The sequence below is a fragment of the Aminipila luticellarii genome, assembly GCF_004103735.1.
Classification (GTDB): domain Bacteria; phylum Bacillota; class Clostridia; order Peptostreptococcales; family Anaerovoracaceae; genus Aminipila; species Aminipila luticellarii.
The window spans coordinates 299,641-325,326 of sequence record NZ_CP035281.1 but is presented as its reverse complement, the minus strand read 5'-3'; the positions used below and the strand labels follow the sequence as shown (position 1 = coordinate 325,326).

General features: G+C 43.2%; 24 protein-coding genes and 1 riboswitch. Of the genes, 4 read left to right on the top strand and 20 right to left on the bottom strand.

The window, feature by feature from the left end:
• Positions 1 to 9: 9 nt before the first annotated feature.
• From fliJ to serC, 14 genes are all read right to left on the bottom strand, one after another.
• A complete protein-coding gene (gene fliJ / locus EQM06_RS01435) occupies positions 10 to 453 on the bottom strand; it encodes a flagellar export protein FliJ (RefSeq protein WP_128744648.1) in 444 nt (147 codons plus the stop codon).
• A gap of 40 nt (positions 454 to 493) precedes the next feature.
• Complete coding sequence (locus EQM06_RS01430; RefSeq protein WP_230974991.1) at positions 494 to 1,798, bottom strand: FliI/YscN family ATPase; 1,305 nt, start codon at positions 1,796 to 1,798, stop codon at positions 494 to 496.
• A 12-nt stretch (positions 1,799 to 1,810) separates the two neighbouring features.
• Positions 1,811 to 3,328, bottom strand: coding sequence for a FliH/SctL family protein (locus EQM06_RS01425; RefSeq protein ID WP_128744647.1), 1,518 nt, complete (start codon positions 3,326 to 3,328; stop codon positions 1,811 to 1,813).
• Positions 3,321 to 4,334, bottom strand: coding sequence for a flagellar motor switch protein FliG (gene fliG, locus EQM06_RS01420; RefSeq protein ID WP_128744646.1), 1,014 nt, complete (start codon positions 4,332 to 4,334; stop codon positions 3,321 to 3,323). The genes EQM06_RS01425 and fliG overlap by 8 nt, the downstream gene beginning before the upstream one ends.
• Positions 4,327 to 5,919 (bottom strand): flagellar basal-body MS-ring/collar protein FliF, encoded by a 1,593-nt coding sequence (gene fliF, locus EQM06_RS01415; RefSeq protein ID WP_128744645.1) that lies wholly within the window; start codon positions 5,917 to 5,919, stop codon positions 4,327 to 4,329. The genes fliG and fliF overlap by 8 nt, the downstream gene beginning before the upstream one ends.
• 23 nt (positions 5,920 to 5,942) lie before the next feature.
• Entirely contained in the window at positions 5,943 to 6,293 is a 351-nt protein-coding gene (gene fliE, locus EQM06_RS01410) for a flagellar hook-basal body complex protein FliE (RefSeq protein ID WP_128744644.1), read from the bottom strand.
• A gap of 38 nt (positions 6,294 to 6,331) precedes the next feature.
• Positions 6,332 to 6,802: a flagellar basal body rod protein FlgC gene (gene flgC / locus EQM06_RS01405; RefSeq protein WP_128744643.1), complete on the bottom strand. Its 471-nt coding sequence runs from the start codon at positions 6,800 to 6,802 to the stop codon at positions 6,332 to 6,334.
• Positions 6,803 to 7,059: 257 nt separating this feature from the next.
• Entirely contained in the window at positions 7,060 to 7,428 is a 369-nt protein-coding gene (locus tag EQM06_RS01400; protein ID WP_128744642.1) for a PAS domain-containing protein, read from the bottom strand.
• Between the two features lie 117 nt (positions 7,429 to 7,545).
• Positions 7,546 to 7,629, bottom strand: a riboswitch (cyclic di-GMP riboswitch).
• Positions 7,630 to 7,881: 252 nt separating this feature from the next.
• Entirely contained in the window at positions 7,882 to 9,267 is a 1,386-nt protein-coding gene (locus EQM06_RS01395) for an NAD(P)/FAD-dependent oxidoreductase (protein WP_128744641.1), read from the bottom strand.
• A gap of 561 nt (positions 9,268 to 9,828) precedes the next feature.
• Positions 9,829 to 10,152: a DUF1292 domain-containing protein gene (locus EQM06_RS01390; RefSeq protein ID WP_230974990.1), complete on the bottom strand. Its 324-nt coding sequence runs from the start codon at positions 10,150 to 10,152 to the stop codon at positions 9,829 to 9,831.
• Between the two features lie 84 nt (positions 10,153 to 10,236).
• Entirely contained in the window at positions 10,237 to 12,090 is a 1,854-nt protein-coding gene (uvrC, locus tag EQM06_RS01385) for an excinuclease ABC subunit UvrC (RefSeq protein WP_128744640.1), read from the bottom strand.
• Positions 12,091 to 12,092: 2 nt separating this feature from the next.
• Positions 12,093 to 13,493: a D-alanyl-D-alanine carboxypeptidase family protein gene (locus EQM06_RS01380; RefSeq protein ID WP_128744639.1), complete on the bottom strand. Its 1,401-nt coding sequence runs from the start codon at positions 13,491 to 13,493 to the stop codon at positions 12,093 to 12,095.
• Positions 13,494 to 13,519: 26 nt separating this feature from the next.
• A complete protein-coding gene (locus tag EQM06_RS01375; protein WP_128744638.1) occupies positions 13,520 to 14,794 on the bottom strand; it encodes a cofactor-independent phosphoglycerate mutase in 1,275 nt (424 codons plus the stop codon).
• Positions 14,795 to 14,926: 132 nt separating this feature from the next.
• The gene (gene serC / locus EQM06_RS01370) at positions 14,927 to 16,024 is read right to left on the bottom strand and encodes a 3-phosphoserine/phosphohydroxythreonine transaminase (RefSeq protein WP_128746752.1); all 1,098 of its coding nucleotides are present in this window, start codon (positions 16,022 to 16,024) and stop codon (positions 14,927 to 14,929) included.
• A gap of 187 nt (positions 16,025 to 16,211) precedes the next feature.
• Between serC and EQM06_RS01365 the strand changes: the two genes are divergently transcribed.
• Positions 16,212 to 17,375: a 3-phosphoglycerate dehydrogenase family protein gene (locus EQM06_RS01365; protein ID WP_128744637.1), complete on the top strand. Its 1,164-nt coding sequence runs from the start codon at positions 16,212 to 16,214 to the stop codon at positions 17,373 to 17,375.
• 83 nt (positions 17,376 to 17,458) lie between these two features.
• Here the strand turns inward: EQM06_RS01365 and EQM06_RS01360 are convergent, their stop codons facing one another.
• The 3 genes from EQM06_RS01360 to EQM06_RS01350 all read right to left on the bottom strand — a co-directional run bounded on the left by EQM06_RS01360 (position 17,459) and on the right by EQM06_RS01350 (position 19,549).
• Complete coding sequence (locus EQM06_RS01360) at positions 17,459 to 18,295, bottom strand: YihY/virulence factor BrkB family protein (RefSeq protein ID WP_128744636.1); 837 nt, start codon at positions 18,293 to 18,295, stop codon at positions 17,459 to 17,461.
• Entirely contained in the window at positions 18,292 to 18,909 is a 618-nt protein-coding gene (locus tag EQM06_RS01355; protein ID WP_128744635.1) for an XTP/dITP diphosphatase, read from the bottom strand. The genes EQM06_RS01360 and EQM06_RS01355 overlap by 4 nt, the downstream gene beginning before the upstream one ends.
• A gap of 85 nt (positions 18,910 to 18,994) precedes the next feature.
• A complete protein-coding gene (locus EQM06_RS01350) occupies positions 18,995 to 19,549 on the bottom strand; it encodes a manganese efflux pump MntP (protein ID WP_164914305.1) in 555 nt (184 codons plus the stop codon).
• A gap of 254 nt (positions 19,550 to 19,803) precedes the next feature.
• On the opposite strand from EQM06_RS01350, the gene EQM06_RS01345 reads away from it, so the two are divergent.
• The 3 genes from EQM06_RS01345 to EQM06_RS01335 all read left to right on the top strand — a co-directional run bounded on the left by EQM06_RS01345 (position 19,804) and on the right by EQM06_RS01335 (position 22,165).
• The gene (locus tag EQM06_RS01345) at positions 19,804 to 20,715 is read left to right on the top strand and encodes a D-2-hydroxyacid dehydrogenase (RefSeq protein ID WP_128744633.1); all 912 of its coding nucleotides are present in this window, start codon (positions 19,804 to 19,806) and stop codon (positions 20,713 to 20,715) included.
• Positions 20,716 to 20,851: 136 nt separating this feature from the next.
• Positions 20,852 to 21,511, top strand: coding sequence for a flagellar brake protein (locus EQM06_RS01340; RefSeq protein ID WP_128744632.1), 660 nt, complete (start codon positions 20,852 to 20,854; stop codon positions 21,509 to 21,511).
• A gap of 24 nt (positions 21,512 to 21,535) precedes the next feature.
• Positions 21,536 to 22,165, top strand: coding sequence for a hypothetical protein (locus EQM06_RS01335; protein ID WP_128744631.1), 630 nt, complete (start codon positions 21,536 to 21,538; stop codon positions 22,163 to 22,165).
• 12 nt (positions 22,166 to 22,177) lie between these two features.
• Here the strand turns inward: EQM06_RS01335 and EQM06_RS01330 are convergent, their stop codons facing one another.
• From EQM06_RS01330 to EQM06_RS01320, 3 genes are all read right to left on the bottom strand, one after another.
• Positions 22,178 to 22,750, bottom strand: coding sequence for a hypothetical protein (locus EQM06_RS01330; protein WP_128744630.1), 573 nt, complete (start codon positions 22,748 to 22,750; stop codon positions 22,178 to 22,180).
• 92 nt (positions 22,751 to 22,842) lie between these two features.
• Positions 22,843 to 24,036 (bottom strand): glycoside hydrolase family 3 protein, encoded by a 1,194-nt coding sequence (locus EQM06_RS01325; RefSeq protein ID WP_128744629.1) that lies wholly within the window; start codon positions 24,034 to 24,036, stop codon positions 22,843 to 22,845.
• Positions 24,037 to 24,217: 181 nt separating this feature from the next.
• On the bottom strand, positions 24,218 to 25,129 hold the full coding sequence (locus EQM06_RS01320) for an HAD family hydrolase (RefSeq protein ID WP_128744628.1): 912 nt from the start codon (positions 25,127 to 25,129) through the stop codon (positions 24,218 to 24,220).
• Positions 25,130 to 25,686: the final 557 nt, after the last annotated feature.

Sequence of the window (25,686 nt, the reverse complement as noted above, 5' to 3'; positions counted from 1 at the left end):
ATCAAACCGCTAGGTGCGGCTGGATAACTGATTCGATAGGAATTCCTCCGTAGCCAGTCCTTCTTTTTTGCTTTCTTCTTTTCTATATTCCTCAAATCTTTTTTCGCGAAGCTTCTCTATGGACATGACATCGGTCTTTGCCGCAATCATCTCACTTCTTCGCCGGTATTCGATCTTCCTTAGTCCTTTTAATTTTTCTTCTTCATTTTTAATGTTGCTTTCCAATATCTTGATATAACTCTTGTATCCTTTATGTTCAAGAATACTAATGCCCTGACTGTTTTTATAGTTCAGCTCCTCGTTTACGGCAATCAGCTCACTCTCTATCTTTAAAATAAGCTCTTCCTGCCTGCTGACATCGGAGGCTGCTTTGGCAAACCTTGCCTTGGCACCATCTAACATAATATTTCTATATTTCTCTACGGATTTTAAAGAAAATCTAAATTTCGCCATAATAATCTATTTTATACCTTTTTCCCCAAATTTTCAACGATTATTCCAAAATTCTGGTCATTCCCTCCAAGACTTCCTCGTAGTCAAAGAACTCTGTAGTCGACTGTTTCAGGAATCTGTTAATAGCATCAATTCTTGCCACTGCGTTGTCCAGTCTGGCATTCGCTCCGGCTTTATACGCACCAATGGATATCAGGTCTGCGTTTTCCTCATATAAAGCTAATATATCTCTTATCTTGGAAGCCATAGCCTTGTGATTTTCATCTACTATGGCGGTCATTAATCTGGAAATACTTCCGCCGATTTCAATGGCCGGAAAATGATTTTTGGCCGCAAGCTTTCTCGAAAGAATAATATGCCCGTCCAAAATACCCCGGACGGTATCAGCAATGGGTTCGTTGGTATCGTCGCCTTCCACCAGAACGGTGTAGATGCCTGTAATAGACCCATTCTCAAAGTTTCCGCTTCTTTCCAGAAGCTTTGGCATTTCTGCATAAATAGAGGGGGTATATCCTCTGGCAACCGGCGGTTCACCCACGGCCAGACCGATTTCTCTCTGTGCCATGGCAAATCGGGTCAGCGAGTCCATCATCAGCAGTACATCTTTTCCCTGATCTTTAAAATATTCTGCAATGGCGGTGGCCACCACCGGGCATTTTGCTCTCTGCACCGCCGGCTGATCCGAGGTGGCGACCACCAGCACAGATCGTGCCATGCCCGCAGGCCCCAAGTCCCGTTCGATGAATTCCTTGACTTCTCTTCCTCGTTCTCCTACCAGTGCAATGACATTGATATCTGCTGACGCCTGTTTGGCGATCATTCCAAGCAGTGTACTTTTACCCACGCCGCTTCCGGCAAAGATACCGATTCTCTGACCTTTTCCTACCGTGAGGAAGCCGTCTATTGCTTTAATACCAAAATGAATTCGCTCCGTAATAGGCGGCCGGCTCAGCGGATTGATATAGTTATTTTCCACACTGCACAGCACAGAGTGGTCTACGGAACCCATCCCGTCTATGGGCTCTCCCATCGCATTGATAGTTCTGCCGCACAGAAACTCTCCTACCGGAATCCGAAGCCGATTCTTGGTACTCCTGACAAAATCTCCAGAGCCCATTCCTTCAATAAAGTCATAGGGCATCAATATGGTCTTATCACCCTTAAAGCCGACCACTTCGGACATTACCTTCCGCTTGCCGTCTTTTGAGGTAATTACGTTAATATCTCCAATGCTTGCCTTAATACCGGAAGCCTCAATACTCATACCAACAATATTTTCAATTTTACCGATATGTTCGAATGTTTCCGAATTTTTTATTAGCTCCGATAAGTCCTTCAAGTACAAGCCCGGCTCCTCCTACGTTCTATTATCACTGACGATCTGCCTGATATTATCAAGCTGTGTCCCTACACTGGCATCCACGATCTGATCCGGGGATTCTATGATGCAGGTTCCGGAAGGCTCGTCCTCCATAACGACCACCTTCACATTTGATGAAATCTGATTCAGCGCGTCAATCAGTTCTTTTTCCAAGTTCATGGCAAGCGCTTTTTCATCCTGAGAAATGTATACCTTAGCCCATTGCTTGTCCCGACAGTCTTCAGCGGCTGCCACGATCATTTTAGCCACTACATCCTTACTGGATCTCAAGCTGATTTTAATGACCTTTTCAGCGATATTAACAGCTAAATCTGTCAAATCATTTAAGCTGTTTCCCAGAATCTCTTCTTTTCTTTCCTCGAATTCTTTTAAAGAAGCTTCCAGCTCCTCTCTAAAAGCAGCCGCTTCCTGTATCATTCCCTCGTTTACAGCGTTTTCCGCTGCCATATAGCCTTCGTTCTGTCCTTTTTTATATCCTTCGGCAAAGCCCTTGTCTGAGGCCTCTTCCGTAGCTTTTTGAACAGTCTCCTCTATGAGCTTCTGGGCCTGCTGTTTGGCTTCCTCTATAAGCTTTTCTGATTCAGCCGAGGCATCTGCCAACATTTCTTGTGCCTGTTTTCTCGCTTCTTCCAAAATTGCTGCTTTGGCCGCTTCCAGTTCTTCCCGATTGATTTCAGGCGGCTCTTCCGAACTCTCCGCCTCTTCCTGATCTCCTTCTTCGTTCTGAGCTTCCGCCTCCTGTTCACCGGATTCAGGCGGAAGGTCTTCTGAAAGGTGATCCGGCGGAATGACCTCTCCTAAAACCAGGGCTTCATTGATATCATACGGCTCAATCTTCTCTTCCTCTTCCTCATCAAAGGAATGAAGGAAGAAGTTCGTCGGCATGATATCATCGGCCTCATATTCGTAGGACTCATCCTCAAAGACATTTTTTTCATTAAAGCACTTCATTTCATAGTCTTCGCTCTCGTTTAGAATATGTTTCTCCTTGGGCTGATCGTCCGTTTTGTTTAAATCCCTGTTAAACTCAGCAATTCGAACCAGGGAATCATATCCATCATGAAATTCTTCGTTGAGCAGATCCTGTTTCAGCAGCTCTTCCCGCCGCAGGGCTTCTTCATTTTCATGTTCCTGCAAGGCTTCTTCACCCAAAAGCCTCGTCAGTATGCCCTTTTTTTCTTCGTCTATGTCGCCTATATCGCGGTCTATTTTACTGGGACTTGAAAATTCAGGTGCATATCCGTAAAGTGGTTTAATTCCGCTGTTTTCCTTTAAGCCTTCCTTTTGCTGTTCCTCCAGCACCGCCTTCTTGAACGCGGACATGGCTTCTTCTACAGCTTTCTGAGCCTCACTGTCTTGGGGATCCGGATATTTGCTTTCCATTTTTACACGTTCTATAGCTTCTTCCAGACTTTTTTCCGCCTTCTCAAGAGAAGACTGAACCTGAAAACGCTCATAGGTTGTCTCATGGGCTTTAGACTTCGACTTACGCAATTATCTCATCCTTTCCCCCCTTATTGATCATCAGCCGTCCTTCTTCTTCCAAACGCCTTATGATACCAACAATTCTCTGCTGAGCTTCTTCTACATCCTTTAAGCGGACATTATAGGTAAACTCTAATTCGCTCTTGACCGTTTCTGTCATACGGCTGGACATATTCTGGAAGATCATATTGGCAACCTCCTGAGTGGAGCCCTTTAATGCATATACGATATCCTGTGTATCCACCTCTCGCAGAAATTCCTGTATGCTTCTGTCATCAAGAAGCGTAATGTCTTCAAATACGAACATTTTATTTCGGATGTCATCGGCAAGCTTGATGTCTTTCTTGCTCAATTCATCAAATATGTATTTTTCATTGCTTCTGTCTATGCTGTTCATAACTTCGGCAATGTAGTCTACACCGCCAACCTGTGCAAAATCCAATGAAAGAACCGAAGCGAACTTTTTCTCCAAGATATTTTCGATGATCTTAATGGTTTCCGGAGACGCACTATCCATTTTGGCAATGCACTCTACTACCCGTACCTGTTTTTCTTTTGGTAATTCGGTAATGATCTCCGAGGCCTGTTCCGGTTTGGCATAAGATAAAATCAATGCGATGGTCTGAGGCCTCTCATGCTGAATAATCGCAAAAAGATTCTTGCTGTCAGTCTTTCTGATAAATTCAAAGGCTCTGGTCTTTAGGTTTCTGGTGACTCTTTCCAGCAGTGCCGTAGCCGTTTGAGGGCCAAAAGCTTTTTCCAGTACCGTTTTGGCATAATCTACACCGCCTTCGGTAATGACCTTCTGAGTCAGGCAAAGCTTATAGAAATCATCCATAGCCGACTCGGTCTGCGTAGGTGTAACATGATTCAGTTTTGCAATCTCCAGGGTGAGGGTTTCCAGATCTTCCTCCCCAAGGAATTTATAGATCTTGGAGGCCCTTTCGGCTCCAAGGGAAATCACAACAGCCGCCGCCTTCTGCTGCGCTGTCAAGCCGCTGGCATCTCTACTCATTTTCCTCTTCTCCTCTTAGCCAAGTCTTAAGCAGCTGAGCTGAAATCTCCGGATTGATGTCCGTAAAGTCCTGAATTTGGCCTTTCAGTTCTTCTTCTCTGGTCTTTCCAAGCTCGTCCAGACGTACCAGCTCTTCTGTTTCTGGTATGATTTCCGGAAGCTCTTCCTCTACCTCTTCTTCTGCTTTCTTCTTTAATCTGATCTTTCTAATGACCACAATCGTAACCACGATCAAGGCAATAATCAGCGCCAGCACAGCCGGAATAATAACCTTCAATGCCGGGTTTTTCTCCAGTACAGCTCCAAATCCGGAAGCCTGTTGTGTTTCCGGCTCATAGAACTGCGCGTTAAAAATCGCAATTTTTGTGTCCGCCAGCGAGGGGTCAACACCCACAGCAACGGCAATCGCCTGTCTCAGTTCTCCGGCCTTTGCAGGCGTCAGGCTCGCACTGTCCACTGCTACGGATACCGTAGTGTCGGTCAGGTCTGCTGCATCGCTCTGAACCTGTTCCTTCACCTGGCTGACCAGGTATTCAAAAGAACGATCGTCTTTGAAATAAATATCTTTTCCGTCCGTGGAAACCCCAGGATATACCGGAACATCCGCGTTGGTCTCCGTACCTGGTACGCCTTCCGTGACCTTACCTTCTCCCTGGACCTCGTAATTAGAAGTGGATTTTGACAAAACCCCCTTGTTGTCCTCAGAAGGAATATATTCGATAATTTCTTTAATTTTCTTGTCTAAATCTACGGAGCAAGTCACACTTACCCGGATATTATCTTCTCCAAATACCGGTTGGAATAAGTGCAAAACTTTTTCCTTGATGCTGTCCTCGATTTGTTTTTCAACTTTAAGCTTTAATGCTGCTGCGCCTTCCTGAGCGTCGGCTTCATCGTCGGGCTGTACCTCTTCCCCATTGCCGTTGAGGACTGCCACATTTTCAATTTTCATGCCCGGAACACCTTTGGCAACCAGCCTCTGGATACCCTTCACCTGCGCTGCACTGGGGGAGCCGCCTTCTTCCATGGTCACTGTAACGGAAGCGGAGGATTCCTGTTTGTCCTCCTCCAGGGCGTATTTCTGTTCATCCGCCATGGCAATGGCAACCGTTGCGTTCTTCACGCCGTCAAACTGCTTAATGGTTTCCGCCATACGGTTCTCCAGCTCAAACTGCGCATATTTATATTTTTCAAAGTCCGTGGACATTAAGCTGACATTGTCTTTAAAAATGTCGTATGTAAAACCGCTCTTCGGATAGCCTTCCGATGCCAGAGCCACCTTGACCTTGTCAACCGTCTCTTCGGGTACATAGATCGTATTGTCCTGATGCTTATATTTAATGCCCTGATTTTCTAATATACCGATTACTTCCGTAGCCTCCGGATCCTCCAGCCCCGTATACAGCACCGCATACTCGGTAGAGTTCAGGGAAAGAGCAATCGCAAAAGAAGCTGCAATAACCAATATCGCAACCACCGCAATAATAATCTTAGCTTTCTTACTGAGCTTACTGTTTATGGGACCCAGTTTGTCTGCTATATTTGTCTTTATCTGTTTAAATCGTTCTATCAACCGTTCTCGCAATGTCCTGCCACCTTATCCTAACCTTACACACTCATACGCATGATTTCATTGTATGAATCAAGAGCCTTATTCCTCAATTCAGCCAAAAGGTTAATCGACAGCTGAGCTTTTGCGATGTCGATACTATATTGATGCAAGTTGTCGCTTTTTCCAGTTGCCAGCGCTTGAGCATCCACATTTACCTGCTGATCGGTGTTAATGACATCCTGAATGGCTTCTTCATACACGGTCTTGAATGGAATCTGCGCACCCTGCGCTGATCCGGCATCAGTGATATCATTTGTGCTGTTTACAAGCTTGTCGCTGCCGTCCGCTTTGTTTAACCGGCTTATATCCGCAATGCTGTTCAGTGTCTGTATAGGATCTATAAACATACTTTTACTACCTCCAATTACTTTTGCACACGAATCGGTTATTTACCAATCTCCAGTGCCTTCTGTGCCATCATTTTTACGGCGTTCAAAACCGTAACATTCGCCTGATAGGATCTCGTAGCGGCCATGCTGTCAATGGTTTCTTCCAGCATATTTACGTTGGGAAGTCTTACATATCCGTTTGCATCCGCATCGGGGTGTTCTGGATTATATTCGGTCTTAAAATCGCTCTGATCTTCAATAATGCCGCTGACCCGTACTCCCGGCGAATAGTCCCGCCGGATCATTTTTCCATCTTCATCCTTTTCAAGGATGGCCTGATTGAGAGAATCTTTAAAGGAAACGTCTCCGGCCTTATCTTCAAACACTACCATTTTTCGTCGATAGGGTCCCCCGGCTTCCGTCCGCGTTGTGTCGATGTTCGCCACATTCTCAGAAATAATATCCAGCCTCTGCCTCTGTGCAGTCAATGCGGAGGCGCTTATATTCATAGAATTTAAGAACGACAATATACATACCACCTTTCTGGCTTCGTGAATAAGATCATTCACGCATTTATCATAAATAAAATGTATTCGTAATAAATCAAGTTCGTTTATTTTTACATTTTTTCTAAAAAATGGATATACCCTTATCCACTTTTTTATTCTTCCTAAATTATATATTATTCAACATTTTTTGCAACTATTTTGCTTTATAAAATGTTGAATGTTGTAGAAAAATGTTCATTATTTTTTAATTTTCAGCAAACTTCAGGCGGCATCTTCTATAAAATACCCGCTGCCAGGTTCTGACTCACATCAGTTATATCCGTTTCTACGATATTCATCGTGACGCGTTCCGGATTGCATATTAATTTTCCCTTGCAAAGCAGGCATTTATATCCCCCATCCTTGCACCTGACCTTTATATCAAAATTCAGTGTATTTTTTTGATACTTCAATGCCTCCTCAATTAATATGTTCATCTGGATTCTGCTTTCTGCATCCAGCAGCTCCCATACATTATTCTGATACGCAGCCTTCAACTCCTCCGGCTGATATTTTCTGGTCACATAATAATTCTGATTCGCATACAACAATTTGTGCACATTTGATGCGGTTATATCCACTACCGCAATTCCTATATTACTCATGCTTCTCTGCTCCTTTTGACTTATATGTACCCTTTGTTAACCTTTACATGCGATTTACTACTTGATATGATTTATTACACGAAAAAAACTCCTATTGCACAATTTAGGAGTTCTAATATATGCAACTGGCTGCCATCTCACTTGAGTTCAGGCCCTATAGCTTTGCGTCACAGGCTTTCGGCTGCTTTGCTAAATCTTCAGTTTTAACCATTCATATCCCACAAATTAAACCGGATTAAAACATTTTCACATATTACATCTTATTTATGGAAACAGTGCAATTTTTTAATATTATAGCATATATTTTATATTTATCAATATAAATTCTTGATAATTCTACCAAATCTACCCTTATTTTTACTTTAACTTGTCTAATTTTGTAGATTTTTGTCGAAAAAATAAAAAGCAAGGTATGTTTGATGTAATTTACCTTGCTTTTCCTTCTAAAGTGACTTATTTTGAATATTTTTCTGCTAAAATTCGACCCAGGTGAACGCCGCTGGCTGAAGCCTGCGAGAGCGAGTGGGTCACACCGGAGCCATCTCCCAAGGCATACAGGCCCTTTATCTTCGTCTCAAGATTTTCATTGACCTCTACCCGTGAATTGTAAAATTTTACTTCCACGCCATAAAGAAGGGTATCTTCATTGGCCGTTCCCGGGGCAATCTTGTCCAGCGCATAAATCATTTCAATGATATTGTCCAGCTGTCTCTTAGGCAGCACCAGACTAAGGTCTCCCGGCGTTGCCTTCAAGGTCGGTCTTGTAAAGCATTTTTCCATACGCCTTTCACTGCTTCTTCTTCCCTTCACCAGATCCCCGAATCGCTGCATCAGGACTCCGCCGCCCAGCATATTGGACAGTCGGGCTATGGATTCCCCGTATTCGTTGCTGTCTTTAAAAGGAGCTGTCAGCTTATTGGAGACCAAAAGGGCGAAGTTCGTATTCTCTGTTCGAAGAGACGGGTCTGCATAGCTGTGTCCGTTTACGGTCACAATTCCGTTGGTGTTTTCCGCCACGACCTCTCCATAAGGGTTCATACAGAAGGTCCGCACCATATCGTTATACTTATCCGTCTTATAAACAATCTTACTCTCGTATACTTCGTCTGTAATGTGCTTGAAAATTTCAGCGGGCAGCTCCACTCGAACGCCTATATCCACGCGGTTCTGCTCCAGCCCGATATGCATCTGATCACAGATGCCTGAAATCCATTTGGAGCCGGAACGCCCAGTTGCCAAAACCAGATCGTCGCACTGATATTCTTCTCCTTTATTGGTCTTAACGCTAAAGGTCCCATCCGGATTTTGGGCGACCTCCGTAACGGTTGCATAAAATTCCATTTCGACCCGTTCTTTCGTGTAGTTACAGATTCTCTCCAGAATCTGAACATTTCGGTCTGTTCCCAGATGTCTTACCTTTGCATCCAGCAGATTCAAATTATTCCTCAAGGCCGTCGTCTTTAAATCGGAATTTCCCGTGGAATAAAGCTTGGCGTCCGCCCCTCCGAAGCTGCAAAGGACCTCGTCCACATACTCCATAAGCTCCATGGCTTTTTCCTGACCTATGTACGTATGCAGGTCTCCGCCGAACTTGGTCGTAATGTTGTATTTTCCATCCGATAAGGTTCCCGCTCCGCCATATCCGTTCATAATGTGACAGGGTTCACATTTAATGCAATTATCTGTTTTTCCAAGCTTAATAGGGCATATTCTTTTCTCAAGAGGCGCCCCTTTATCTAACATTAAAATCTTTGCTTTATTATCAAGCTTTGTAAGCTCATAGGACAAGAATACTCCGCTTGCACCGGCTCCGGCAATTATAATATCATATTTGTTCATACTATCTATATCCTCCAACTGCTCGGTCTTTTTTTGACCACACATAGTTACTATATCCGAAACCGTATTACAATTCAACTATTAAATAAATTTATCTGTTATTTCATATGCATAAACATGTATCTCTGTATGCAATAGCAAAATTACAGATAAAAATTTCAATTTTATTCCTCAAATTACAGCAAATTTGTGTTCTGTTGAAAATTTCCTGTAACCTATTATAAAACTGCCTATTGACATTGTTTTTTAATAGGTATATGCTTAAAAAAATTAAGGGAATTGGTCAGGTTTTATCCCCATAGAGTCTGATTATTCTTCATAGTCTGCTCCGATTATTGCAAAATCATCGAAAGACAGGCTTGTGCAAACGTTTTTTTAAATCGGCGATTTGACAAAACGGATTGCTTGGGTTCCCCTAAATAAATAAAAAATCAGCAAATCAAAAAACAGAGAGTGTACACTCTCTGTTTTTTGTTGTTTCTATTTTTGAAAGGCAGGAAACAAACCCAACTGATCTAATTTTTAAGATGATGAAATTTCATATCTTTATAAAAGAATCGGCTATTCTTCTTCAGCTGTCAGCTTGTCAAATTCAGCTACAACTCGCTCAAATTCCGCGTCATCATCGATATCGACTAATTCGAATTCTTCTTCGCCCACTTCCTTATATCCATAGATGTATACATCATCTGTTCCATCGTCAGGAATAAGCGCGATATATTCTTTTCCTTCGAAATCAAATACACCCATAATTTCGCATTCTACTTCTACGCCATCATCAAATTCCAACGTTAGAAAGTCTGATTCATCGTGATCATGTTCTTCGCAGCCGCAGTCACAACCGCCGGCGCATTTTTCTTTATCTGACATATTAAAGTCCTCCATGTAAAAATCGTTTTGGTAACTCCCTTAGTATATGTGAATTTTCATATACTATTATCATTACTATACCACCTTCATTTATCTTTATCAATCAAAATATTCTTTGATATTTTTTGCTACCTGTTCCGTAATGCCGGGCACCATGCACAATTCTTCCAGTGTGGCCTTTTTAATCTTGTCAAGGCTTCCGAAATACCCTAAAAGGGCATTACGTCTCTGCGGGCCCACACCGTCTACTTCATCCAGTGCGGAGCCCTGGATTCGTTTTCCCCTCAGTCCCCTATGATAATCGATTGCAAACCGGTGAACCTCTTCCTGAACGGCTCCTGTATATTTGAACAGCAGGGGATGCTCTTTCAGAAGCAGCTCCGCATATTCCTCCGATCCATACGGCTTATATACCAGGGCTCTGGTCCGATGCTTATCATCCTTGGCCATGCCCGCCACCGCTATGGACAGCTTCATGGCGTCCAGAATCTGCTGTACAGCCGTTACCTGCCCTTTTCCGCCGTCAATGAACAAGATCTGCGGCAGTGTACTAAAAGCAGGATCTCCGTCAAGCGCTCGCTTGAACCTTCTATACAGAACCTCCTGCATGCTTCCGTAATCATTTGGGCCTTCAATCGTTCGGATCTTGAACCGTCTGTATTCTTTTTTGTTGGGCTTTAGTCCCTCAAATACCACCATAGCACCCACGGAATCCACCCCGTTGGTGTTGGAAATATCGTAGGCTTCTACCCGATAGTCTCCAGACTCTGTTGATGGAGGCTCTCCGGTAATCTCTGTAATCAGATTACCGATTTCCTTTGATAAAGCCTCTCTTCGTGCTCTGTGGTTGTTTTCCCGCTCATCAATAGTCTTTAACATTTCTATGGAATCTTTTTGCGCCAGCTGCAGCAGATCTCTTTTATCCCCTCGTTTAGGCACCGTGATCCTTACCTGTCTGCCCGCCATTTCACCCAAAAATCCTTCTATTAATTCGGTTTCTTCCAAAGGCTGTTCTACCAGAATCTCATACGGAATGTTTGGATTTTCACTGTAATGCTGCTTGATAAATTCACTGACCAGTTCATGCTTTTCCTGCGTTCCTTCCATAGCAAAGCTTTCCCGGCCTGTCAGCTTGCCGTTTCGCACAAAGAATAAGACTACGTAAGATTTTTGACTGCTGGAAATAGCCAGAGCAATGTCCAGATCCTTGATGCCGAGCAGGACCACCCGCTGTTTTTCAGAAAGAATCTTGACTGCTTCAATATAGTCCCTCAGCTCAGCCGCTTTTTCAAAGTGGAGCAGCTCTGACTCTTCCTGCATTTTCTCTGCAAGCATATCCGTCAGAGGCTTGGTTTTACCGTTCAAGAACTCGATGACCTGCTCCACGTCCTGCATATAAGATTCTCTGCTCACCTTCCCCGTGCAGATACCTCTGCACTGATTAATATGGTAATTCAAGCAAGGCTTTATGATTTCCGGAAATTTTCTTGTGGCACACCTTTTGAGAGCAAATATGTTATTTAAAAGATCAATGGTCTGATTCACCGCTCCTGCATCACTGTACGGTCCAAAATACTTGCCGTCATCCTTTTCAATCCTTCTGGTCTTGACCAGTCTTGGATACGGCTCATTCATGGTCAGCTTGATATAGGGATAGGTTTTGTCATCCCTCAATAATACATTGTATTTCGGCATGTACCGTTTAATCAGCGTACACTCCAAAATCAGAGCTTCCATCTCTGTCGCAGTAGTAATATATTCAAATTCTTCAATATGGCTCACCATAGCCCGCACCTTTGCCGGCATGTTCTTAGGCGACTGAAAATACTGGCGCACCCGGTTTTTCAAAGAAATGGCCTTTCCTACATAAATAACCTGCCCCAGTTTATCCTTATGAATATAAACTCCCGGGCTATCCGGGAGTTTTTTTAAATTTTCTTTAATATCAAACATTTCTACCTGTTCATATAGTTTTCTCTATTGTAATACAATTTATCCTTTTCCCTGTCCATGGCAATTCTCAGAGCACGCTGCTGTCTTCTGAGCTTTCTGCGCTTTATATTTTGATATCTCATATAAAGCAATATTCCCACAGCCGCAGCAGCTATTGCCACAGCGGTTCCAATGCCTGCTGCAATTTTAACTGCGCCCTTGTCCAGTCCGCTAAAGGCAGAAAAAATACCGCCCTTTTCGACCGTCTCTCCTGAAACGACAGGGACAGATCCCAAAAGCTCTCCATTTCGGAAAAAGTCAACACTTCCGAACTTTTGTCCCGCCTGAACGGGAGCCTTGACTTTCTCCGCCGTTTTTACGACCTTCTGAATCTGCCTTGCGGTCTGATTGACAGGAAGCGTCACATATCCGTTTTGCTTCGCCACCAGCGGAGCCTGCCTTTGGGCACCGCGGCTTACCTTTATGATACCCGCAGCTGCGCCTTTATTAACAAGCTTGACCGTATGATAGTTTTCAAAACCCCAGTCCAAAAGGGCTATAGAGTCCCCGAACCGCCCGGAATCAGTAGATTTCATGACCACAGCGATCAGCTCTGTTCCGTTTCTCTCCGCTCCGGCGACCAGACAACCTCCTGCCTGCCCGGTATATCCGGTCTTTATTCCGACTACACCGTCATATTTGGCCGGGCGAAGTACACCGTTCACGGAAACCTTTGTCTTATTGTCATAAAGCAGCCGGTTAGTATTGTATAAATATCTCGGTTCCTCCTGTTTGTTGGTAGGCTGGATGGTATATTTATAGGTGCTCACATATTGCCTGAAAACAGGATTTTCCATAGCTGTTTTTGCAATCACGGCCAGATCGCGGGCAGTTGTCACATGTCCTTCCAGATGCAGTCCATTCGGATTGCGGAAATTCGTATTTTCAGCTCCTAATTCCTTGGCTTTTTGGTTCATCATCACCGCAAAGTTATCCACACTTCCCGCCATTTCCACAGCTAAAGCGACTGCCGCATCATTAGCAGATTCCAAAAATAAGGCATACAGCAAATCCCTCACTGTAATTTTTTCACCTTCCATCAGGTATATTCTGCTTCCCTCTGTAAAAGGAGTTTCAGCATCAATAGTTACCACCTTATCCAGCGGCAGCTTCTCTATTGCTAAAAGGCCTGTGATGATCTTCGTCGTACTTGCAGGCTCTTCTTGTATATCCATTCCCTTATTGTACAAAACGGTGCCCGTCCTTGCATCGATTAAAACCCCTGTTTCTGCCACGATAGACGGTGCTGCTGTGATTGCCGGTGTTTTCGCACCGTCTGTCTCTGCAAAGACAGCAGCAGTATTGGCTCCCAGATTTGCAATCAAGGAAAATAACACAATCATTACTGTAATCGTTTTCTTCATTGCTTCCCCAAATCTAAATCTCTTTCTCAAAATTTTTCAAAAAAATAATCGGCTAATTCATATCCGCTTCCAAAGCTTTTTCCCATCCTGCCGGAATCCTCATTAAAAGCTCTGGCTCTATCCTGCTTCTGCTCCCCTGTGCTGTCATAGAGCACAAAGGGTACCGGGTCAGAGGAATGAGTCCGAAGGCAAAGCGGAGTTCTGTGATCGGGAACCACCAGCACTCTGAATGCTTCTCCCGCATCCCTTAAATAATCTATCACCGGCTTTGCAATTTTTTCATCGATCAGCTCCATACACTTTATTTTTCCCGGCTGATCTCCCTGATGAGAGCATTCGTCCGGTCCCTCCAAGTGCATGTAGACAAAGTCCTTCCCGTTTTTAAATTCCTGTATGGCTGCCTGTGCTTTTCCGTCATAGTTGGTATGTATCGTACCGGTAGCACCTTCCACATCCACAGAATCCAAGCCCGCACAGATAGCGATTCCCTTGATCAGATCCACGGCAGAAATGGCCGTTCCCGTGATCTTATATTTATCATAGAAGGAAGATAAGCTTGGTTTCTTTCCCTGGCCCCAGATCCACGCGGTGTTGGCAGGATTCAGTCCTCTGGCCTTTCTCGCCTGATTCACAGGATGCTTCCGTAGGATTTCATAGCTTTTTTTCATTAATTCTGTAATAAATTCGGCGTCCTGTGCCGCCGCACCTTCCACCAGTCCTTCCCCTTTAGGAAGATGAGCTCCCACTGGCTTTCCCAGTACATCGTGTGGAGGCGTCAGCTGATAGTCTGTCGATCCTTCCTTTGCGATCATGCAGTGGCGATAACTCACTCCTGTATAGAATCGAAGCTTTTCGCTTCCCAATTCCTGCTGGATGGCTTTGATCAACGCATCCGCTTCTTCTGTAGTAATATCTCCAGAACTGTGATCCGTAATAATTAAGTCTTCATAAGCGGTCGTAGTGGTTTCATCGGCGGGCTTACCCGTTTCAGGATCCACCAATGTAATAATGTTCGTTCTGAAAGCCACATCCGTATCCGACATATCAATGCCGATGCTGGCTGCTTCCAGCGGAGATCTTCCGGTCAGATAGACCGCCGGATCATACCCCATAACAGACAGGTTCGCCGCATCGCTTCCCGGTGCGACTCCTTCCGGTATGGTCTGCACCATACCGACCTCACCCTTTGCCGCCAGCCCGTTGATCACAGGCATGTTTGCGGTCTCAAGCGGCGTTTTTCCGCCCAGGCTTTCAATTTTTTCGTCCCCCGCTCCATCGGGGACTATAATAAAATACTTCATGATACTTCCTCATTTTACTTCGTTTGATTAAAAATTAAAAGTGATAAAAACTTTGCATTTTTACCACTTTTTATTCTATCATATTTCTGCGTTCTAATATATGAAATTTTTATGGTTTTTTATTCCACCCATTTATTTTGCGTTTTCCTCTTCAAACTTCTTCATGAAAGCGATGAGTGTATCCACGCCTTCCATTGGCATGGCGTTGTAAATACTTGCTCTCATTCCTCCAATAGAGCGATGTCCGCCAAGGTTTACCAGTCCCTTTTCCTTTGCTTCTGCGATAAACTTCTTATCCAGTTCCCCATCGCCCGTTACAAATACCACATTCATGAGAGAACGGCTGTCCGCCTGAACCGGGCACTTATACATCTTACTTTCATCGATATACTTATAAAGCTTTCCTGCCTTTTCAACGTCCAACTGGTGAAGCGGAGGAATCCCGCCGTTCTTTAAAATATGCTTGAACACTTCTCCTGCCACATAAATCGTAAAGCACGGAGGGGTGTTATACATGGAACCGTTTTCCGCATGCACCTTATAATCCAAATAGGTAGGAGTCTCTGCCGGAGCAAATCCGATCAGGTCTTCCCGAATGATGACGAGGGTCACACCGGCCGGTGCAATGTTCTTCTGCGCCCCTGCATAAATCAGTCCAAACTTGGTCACATCGATTTCTTCTGAAAGGATGCAGGAGGACATATCTGCCACCAGCGGGATATCGCCTGTATCTGGGATATAACCGTAGTGCGTTCCATAAATCGTATTATTAAAAGTAATATGTACATAATCCGCATCTGCCCGAAAATCTTCCTTCTTTACTTTAGGAATATAGGAGAAGGTCGTATCCTCTGAGGATGCCACGATTTTAATATCTCCGAACTTTTTAGCCTCTGCCGCGGCTTTTTTAGCCCATGTACCGGTTACAATATAGTCCGCTTTCTTGGACTTTCTCAGAAGGTTCATAGCCACCATGGAAAATTGCAGGGTTCCTCCCCCTTGAAGGAATAGCACCTTATAGTTCTCCGGAATCTTCATGAGAGTCCTCAAGTTTGCTTCTGCTTCATCAATAATCGCCTGAAATTCTTTGGAACGGTGGCTCATCTCCATAACGGACTGTCCGCATCCCATATAATTTGTTAGCTGTGCCGCTACATTTTCCATCACCTCTAAAGGCAGCATAGATGGTCCAGCTGAAAAGTTATATACTCTGCCGTTGTTTTTGTTCATCAAAAATTCACCTCTTTCATATAATTTATTGTTACTAAAAAACAATATTTTGGGTTTTCTAATGTTAATTAAATGTCATTATAGCACTTTACTCATGGCTAGTAAAGTGGTATAATGTGCTCCAAGATAAATTTTTTCATGTGTTTATCACAAAATTTCTATTAAAATTTGTTATGAGGTGACAAAAATGTATAATATCGCAACACTAAATAAAATATCTCCTGTAGGCCTCGGCCGTCTTACAGACCAATATACAATTACTGAAGACATAAATTCAGCAAACGGTGTTCTGGTAAGAAGCCAAGATATGCTTTCCATGGAATTCTCCGAAAATCTGCTGGCTATTGCAAGAGCCGGGGCGGGAGTCAACAACATTCCGGTCAGCCGGTGCGCGGAAGAAGGAATCGTGGTCTTTAACACACCGGGTGCCAATGCAAACGCTGTAAAGGAACTGGTACTGGCTGGTCTGTTCCTTGGATCCAGAAACATTCCGGATGCCATTACATGGTCCTACGGGCTGGTGGGAAACGAAGATGCCGCAAAGGCTGTAGAAAAAGGGAAAAGCCAGTTTGCCGGCAATGAAATAAAAGGCAAGACGTTAGGCGTCATCGGTCTTGGAGCTATCGGGGTTTCAGTTGCTAATGCGGCTGAGAAGCTGGGGATGAAGGTCATCGGTAACGACCCCTATATGACCCTGCATGCCGCCCATAATCTCTCCAACACGATTCCTGTTGTACATAGCCTGGAAGAGCTGCTTCCAAATTGTGATTATATATCCATCCACGTTCCGGCTATGGATAAAACAAAAGGAATGATCAATAAAGATACCATTACCCTGATGAAAGACGGCATGATCTTCCTGAACTTTTCCAGAGATAAGCTGGTAAATGACGAAGATATGCTGGTGGCACTGGCCTCCGGCAAAATAAAAAAATACATTACGGACTTCCCAAATAACAAACTGGTGGGAAAAGAAGGAGTGATCTGCATTCCTCATCTGGGTGCTTCCACAGAAGAAGCCGAGGATAACTGTGCGGTCATGGCTACCGAAGAGCTGATGGATTATATCGAAAGCGGAAATATTACAAACTCTGTAAATTATCCGGACTGCAGCTTAGGTTCTGTGACCGGAACAAGAATCTGCGTCTTGAACAAGAACATTCCGGCCATGCTGAGTGCGGTGACCAGTGCTGTATCCGATCTGAACTTGAATATCAACAACCTCTTAAATAAGAGTAAAGGCGATTACGCCTGCACCCTTCTGGATATTGACGGTACGGTAACAGAAGCGGAAGTTGCGTCTAAGCTGAACGTTCCGGGTATTATCAAAATCCGAATCATTACAAAATAGTAAGGCTTTTACCAAACAATAACCCCGCATAGTCGAAAGTTTTTATAGAGCAAAAATGAATTCCCCACGGGAATCTACGGATTTCAATGGGGAATTGTTGTATCTGCCCATACCTTGTTGCACAGGATTCCTAAGACCAGCGCCCATGCCAAAAAGTAGAACCACATCATAACAGCTACCAGTGCCGCCATGGAACCGTACAGAATATCATAATTGGAAATATACTCGGTATAAATCTTATATACGGATGTCACGACCAACATGCCCACAGAAGCAAAGATGCTCCCCGGCATGATCTGTCTGAATTTCAGCCTATGAGAAGGCAGGATATAATAGGTGTAGCTGACCATCAGAAAATAAAGAGCCATGGTGATCGGCCACCGGATTACCAGCCAGAACAGATCCACCTCATAATTGAGTCCAATATTACGCATCAATGCCGCTGCCACGATCTTGAGGATCAATTCACCATAGACCAGTATGACCAATCCAAAAGCCAGCGTAAAAAGAGTGACTATCATGGTCTTAATCGCTCTTATTCTTTCACGCCAATACCCTTTTCCGGTGCTTCGCCCTCCGGTCAGCGTATAGTTAGCGATCCGCATCAGCGCAAATTCAGCACGGGATGCCGCCCACAGGGTGATTCCGATAAAGGCAATATTCATACCGCTGGTGGACTGACTGGATATTAATTTCAGCACAATATCCGCCGCATCGCTGGCCACATACTTCTGAATCAAAACACTGAGTGCGTCCAGAGATATGGAAAAAAAACCCAAAAGCTGTGAAAGCACAATCAAGGTAGGAACAATAGACATCAGAAAATAAAAGCCCACTTGGGCGGCAAAGCCTTGATAATATGGATCCCGCATCTGCTTCACGCCCAATACGATCATTTGAAAAATTCTTTTTTTATTCATAGTCCACCTTTTAAATAATGGAATTGTTCCAATTGTTTTTGCAACTCTGCCAGTGCCTTTGCCCGGTGGCTGATTTTATTTTTTTCCTCCGGCGGAATCTCCCCGAAGCTCACTTCATAGCCTAACGGCCTGAACAGAGGATCATATCCGAAGCCGTTGCTTCCGGAAGCTTCGAATAGAATATGTCCCTCGCATTCCCCCCTTGCCACGACCTTACTTCCGTTGGGATAGACCATGGTGATAACAGAAACAAACCGAGCGGTTCTCTTTTCCATAGGAACGTCTTTCAAAAGCTCCAGCAATTTCTGATTGTTTTTCTGATCGTTTCCTTCCTCTCCGGCAAATCTCGCCGAATATACGCCTGGTGCTCCGTCCAGAGCATCGACCATTAGCCCCGAATCATCCGCAATGGTGATCTGATTGCACATCATGCAGATTTCTCTGGCTTTTTTCAGGGAATTGGCTTCAAAGGTCTCTCCATCCTCATCAATCTTTACCTTTGGCAGCCCAAACTCATCCCTGCCTACGATAGTCATACCAAATTTCTCTGTAATAGCTTCCATTTCCTTGATTTTATGCTGATTCTGCGAAGCCGCAACTACGATCATTGTCATTTCTTTGTCCTCCATTTGTCTTTTGTTGACTTTATTTTTCATCTTTTAGATAAATCTTTCCTGTTGATTGGTTCTATCTTTCCCATCATTTTGTAATAATCGCTTTTACACCGATGATGACCAGAATAATACCGCCCAGAATTTCAGCTTGACTGCCCAGGATGTCCCCAAACTTACGCCCTATTTCAATGGCGGCAGTTGTCATGATCACGGTAACAACGGCAATGACGGCAACAGCCGGAAGAATATTTACCTGCATGGCACTGAACCCAACACCTACAGCGAAGGCATCCAGGCTTGTTGCAACGGCCTGGCACAGGAGAATACCCGAACCCAGTTCTTTGCACCCACAGACCCTTTCAGAAGGATTCGTGTGCTCTACCCCTTCTTTTATCATGTTTCCGCCGATAATGCCCAAGATCAAAAGAATCACAATGCCTGCATACTTTGAAATAAATTCATCGAATAAACTGCCGGCAAAATTTCCGATCAAAGGCATGAAGCCCTGAAAGGCTCCAAAAAACAAGGGCATGGCGATATACTCTCTGGCTTTTAGGTTTCTGTACACCATCCCATTCGTCATAGATACGGCTACAGCATCCATTGCCAGACCTATACCAATTAGAATGATTTCTGTCAATGTCATCTCTTCTATTATTTTCCTTTTTGCTTAAATTATGTTTATGGTTCAATTTGCGTTTATTATACCGCACAAACTACGTCGACGCATGATTCAATGATTCCTTTTTTACGGTGAAGCTGTATTTTTTATGGAATCATTATACCATGAATTGGTAGACCTTCAAAGAATAATGATGTAATATAAACCTATATTACAATTTATTAATTTGGAAAATAAAAAATAACTGTTTCTGTCAAAGGAGTGTGATAAATATGAAAATAGTTATATTGGACGGAGCCACAGTGGATCCGGGACTTTCCTGGGACGGCCTTCGGGCTCTGGGAGAGCTGACAGTGTACCCCCGTACCCCAGAAGAACTGGTGCGGGAGCGGATCGGTGATGCCGAGGCTCTTTTCATCAACAAAATATCTCTTAACAAAGAGCTTTTGACCCGATACCCAAAGCTTAAATTTATAGGAGTGATGGCAACAGGATACAATAACGTAGATATAGATGCCTGCCGGGAACTGGGAATCGCCGTGTGCAACATTCCTTCTTATTCTACCGATTCCGTGGCTCAGCATACCTTTGCACTCATTCTGGAAATCTGCAATCAGGTGGCACTGCACAATCAGTCGGTCAAAGAGGGCGAATGGTTCCGTTCCGAAGATTTTTGCTACTGGAAAGCTCCTATTCTGCTTTTAAAGGGAAAAAGTCTCGGCATCGTCGGATATGGTCATATCGGAAAAAGAGTTGCAGAAATTGCTTCCGCTTTTGGGATGACGGTTCATATATACAGCCGAGATCAGGAACAGACCATAAAATCAGATATTCTGTCCCTTCACTGTCCGGCAACCGAAAGCAACAAGGGATTTATTAATAAGGACTTTATCGACCGGATGAAGGACGGAGCCATTTTGATCAATACAGCTCGCGGCGTGCTTCTCAATGAGGCGGATGTGGCAGAGGCGCTTAAGACCGGCAAATTAGCGGCAGCGGGAGTAGATGTCCTGGCCAGTGAGCCTGCTGATCCGGCTAATCCGCTGGTCGCTCTGCCTAACTGTTTTATTACCCCGCATATGTGCTGGACGCCTAAAGAAATGCGTCAGATCATTATAGACGGCTGCATTTCCAATTTAAAATCCTTTCTGTCCGGGGAATCCCTAAACCGGGTAGATCTGTGAATTTTGTTGAAAACTCTTTACTTCATTATTTAGATATTATAAAATAATCACGACGAAAATCTACGAACCAAGGATTTATGGCTTTTAAAGACTTGTCGCACCAGATTATTTGTAATCAATCGTAGGGAGAATAAAAATGATTTCACAGTTAAATATATTGGATACGGTAGAGATTTGTGTCACGGACAAAAATATGCAAAAGCATTATTACAAAACAAAGATTCAGGATATCGATTCAGAGGATACCTTTTCTACCATGCTTCCAACCTCTGAAACAGGACGGCCTGTATTATTTTTTAAAGATCAGCCGTATGAGCTTTATGCCAAAACCCAGGGCGGGATTGTGTTATGGGTCATCCGCTATATTTGTACGGAGAGAATCGACAATCTGCGCTCCTGTAAATTCCAAGTGCTCTCAGGACCGCAGTGCACTCAGAGACGCGAATTTTTCAGACAGCCCGTAAACGTAGCCTCCACATTTCATCTGATAAAAGACGGAGCAAATATGGATCAGGTTCAGCATGAGGGAAAAATTTTAGATCTCAGCGGCGGAGGCTGCTCCTTTATGTGCGACGATTCGCTGACTCTTCATGCCCTTCTGTTCTTCCAGTTCACTTTCCGTGAAACGGTGTTTGAATTTCATTGTGAAATTCTTGACAGAATAGATTACACGGAGTCCAGAGCGGCCTGGAACTATAAATACCGGGTAAAGTGGATACAGCCTGATCCCAAAGAAGTAGAAAATCTTATTAAGCTTGTATTTGCCCAACAGAGGGAAATGATCCTGAGCAATTAGGCTCGGAAATTGGAGAAATGAATTATGAAAAAAATCTTGCTGCTTTTTTTAATATGCACTGTACTTTTAAGTATGAGTGCCTGCGGAAAGGATGCGGAAGAGACCTCAGACCAAGCCTATCCGGCCAGTACGGAAGCTTCCTCTGATAAAAACGACACGACTGCTTTGGATACCGGGAGCTCCGGCAGTATAGATTTATCAACGGCCCGTTCTTCAGAACAAGGAATTGAAAACACAGCCAAACGCCTTATAAATGCTCTTGACGGAGTGCAGATCGATACCTTGACCGTCATGGGAGCGGCTAATGCATCTGAACCCGGTCAGTATAAGATCTATGCCATCATTACATGGGATAGAAAGCATAATTCGGCTGACAGCCAGAAAATCCTTCAGGACTATTCAGACAGCATTGCCAATTCTGCCGATGTGGAGTTGGGCAATATCCAAGATCTTTCTCTGGTCTGGCTTGTTCCAAGTTTACAGGGAAGAGCCTCTATAACGTATGAAAAAACAGAAGGCATGCTGGCTTTAAAAGAAGAAGCGTATGACAAAGGCTTTGGAAATTTATCCGGAGAAACCAGCGGTTCTGCTTTGCAGGCCAATCCGGATACCGCTGCATCAAACGCTGCAACAGGATCCGCAGTGACCAATTAAATTATTTCCTTCTTATCTGGAAAAAGTCAGATATTGAAGCAAACCGGTAGAATAGTAATCTCCGATTAGTGAAGTTAAATTTAAGATCGAATCAAATACCTCTACATTTTGTCTGAATTGCCCGTTTTGAAATGTGGTGGATTGACTGATTGTTTTCTGATCGAATTGATATAAGAGGTTTTTCCATTCACTTTCTACCCAATATGGATTGATTTCTGCCAAAAAAGCGGCTCTCCGATCTGTATTTTCATACAACTGCCTTGTATATTCCGCTACCGCATCTTCATCCCCTCTGATCTGAGCGTCCACTAAGGCATCAAAAATATTCAGGGCATTAGATAAAAGAATAACGTATTGATCTGCCAAATATTCTCCGAAAATCAAGCTGAATGTACTGGTAAATCTTATCAGCAAATCGTTTAACTTTCCCCTTATGGCGTCTATATCGCCCAACCCGCCATGCTTACTTGCCAAATAAGCTCTCATCCAGGTAGCTAAATCCCTCCAGGCTGTTCTCGACTGAAAGATCAAGTTCAGCTGGCTTTCCGGAATGCAAGAAGTCTGCATCATACGGATCAACGTCATTCCAACCCCTCCTTTTTTCCCAAACGATACAGTATATTATTTCAAACCGTTGTTTATTACCCTCACAAAATTTTAAATACAGACTGCTTGATTCATTCCAACAGGCCATATTTCTCCTTTAAAGATAAAATACGCAATACACTTTCATCCATTCGTTTTTCACTGATCGTCCCGTTTTTTACAGCATCATAAATTCCATTATAAGCTTCCTCAAATTGTTCCGGCATTAAGATCATATCAGCTCCCCCTGCAATAGCTTTAACCGCAGCAGTATCCGAGGTATATTCCTGGGTAATGGCCCCCATTGCCATCGAATCCGTGATAACCACACCATTATAATCCAGCTCGTTTCTCAGCTTTCCTTCAATCATTTCATGGGAGAGAGAGGATGGGAGCCCATCAGAGGTTATGTTGGGTGCTGTAATATGAGCAATCATGATCATATCCGTATTTTTAAACGCACTAATAAATGGAATGAGTTCGCATTGCTTTAGTTCCTCCCACGTTTTTTCCGTGGATACAAATCCCTTATGCGTGTCCCCTTTTGTATCACCATGTCCGGGGAAATGCTTTACGCAGGTCATAATGCCCGCTTCATGAAATCCCTCTATCTCTGCCGATACCATTTTTGCCACCAGTTGGGGGTCACTTCCGAAGGAACGATTTCCGATCACAATATTTTCTGGATTTGTGTTCACATCTGCTACCGGAGCAAAATCTAAATTAAATCCATATCTTTTTAGGTAGGAACCTATCGTAAGCCCCACGTCTTGTGCATTTTTACGGTCCGAAGTCCGTCCCACCGCTTCCATACTTTCATATTTTTTTACATCAAACCCCGTTGAGTTGGCAATTCTGGACACAGAACCACCTTCCTCATCAACGCCTACAAATAATGGGATTTCACTTTGTTCTTGCAGGGCGTCAATAAAACCGGTCAACTGTTCAGGAGATAAAATATTTTTTTGAAAGATCGCAATACCGCCAATGTGATATTGTTTCAAAGATTCAATCATTTGATCACTCAATTCCGTCACACCGTATTTTGTTGAGTTGCTGATCTGCTCCGGAGTAAGATTCGGATCAAGAGAGTCCGGGCGGATAATAAAAAGCTGCCCGATCTTTTCCTCCAGGGTCATACCTTGCAGGACTTGCTCTGCATTTGACAAGGGTTCATCCGCCGGTGCTTTATTGATCGAATCCGGCTTTTCTTCACTGGGTGCACTGCATGAAGTGAGAATTAGCAGGAGGATAAGGGTTACTATATTAAAAATTGTCTTTTTCATTTTTGCTCTCCATACGAATAAATAATTGTTTCTATGCTCGTAAACATACCCCTTAAAATGAGCGTTTCTAGTTTCAGGGGGCATCTTAAAGGAAAAGTACATTGGTGAACCCCTTAAATCAGCACCACCCGTTGAACGGATGGTGCTGATTTTTATAGCCTTAGAGAAATGTCAGTAATTATTATGTAAGATGCATAGGTGTTGCTGATGTAAATTGGGCCAACTTTTCCTTTTCTTCGGTTCTGATCCGTTCTGCAAATTCAGTTATTTTATTGCAAATCCACATATAAGCGGTTGTTCCCTCTGAATAGTCTGCCTCTGCAAACATGTTTATTCTGCCATCTTTGCGCATTTGTTCAACCTGTTTCATAGCCTTCATATCACCTCGTGGAAATATCGCAAATGTTGCACCATTATGCTTATTTACAACGGAAAAAGCGGGAATATCGCTAGGTCCATCAGCCACATATACCATATTAATAAAGTGCACCCTTCGGTGATCTTCTGGGATAGATGTATTAACTTCAACACCTTCTCTTAAGTGTACTCCTTTATTAATTTCAAACAGTGCACGAGTTTTACTTGTATTATCAATAGTATATCCTACTTCGCTGATAATATTTTGCCCATCTTCATCTGGGGCTTCTATTAGTTCGCATCCCCAAACATGTTCTACATGTGGCATAACAGAAGAGCCCTTTATTACCCTACTCATGCCTGTACTTACAATATAATGTTCCACTTTTATATCATATTCTTCATAAATAGGATCTTCTTCAATGAGTTGTTTTGTATGTTCAAATATCTCGGGAACCCCTTGATAGAACTTAAGTTTCTTGCCAAATTCCTCTAACTTTTTATTATTTAATCCCTTAAATTTTCCTTCCTTAGCATATTTAATAAATTGATTTAAATAAATTGTGTCAGGATTCACCTTAACGCCTTGTTCCTTCCAATATTTTTCAGGAAGTTCATTGACTTCCTTCCAAAACTCTTGAGGATTAACCCCATATTCTTCAAATATCGGGTCTTGCATATATCCATCCACTAAGGTTTTATCAAAATCCCATACTAATGCAATTATATTCGCCATTATGTTCCTCCTGTTTTCTTATTTTGATAGTAATATCTTACCAAACTCTATATAGGAAATCAAGAAATAAGGAGGCCAAAGGCCTATGCTAATCTGTAATGCTACCTAAATCCTACATCTAACGGAAGCCTCAACATTGTATTATACCAGTCTAATGTTTTGTCATGTTCATTTTTTAAAACAAGTCATTCAAATTCCAATATTTTCATGCATATTTAAGCAATGAGCTCATCAATTTGGACCTTGCTCCATACGATCTAGGGGTATTTCTTCGTTGTTGCTTGCCCTTATAACGTAAATGAAACCTCATTTACGAAGGTTCCCATCCGGATTATCTCTGGTCTTTCCCGGCTGTCAACTGACTTACGGCAAATGTACGAAATAAGAATGACAAAAATAAAGAAAATGCTTTTTGGAAATTGAAATACGGTATAAGCATTCCTGAGGGTATGAAAAAATGCATACAATCTACATTCAACCTTAATAATTACTGTTTCAGAGTATTTTCCAATTTATGCTGAAACAGTAACTTATACTTTTAATCTACGAACCTAAAA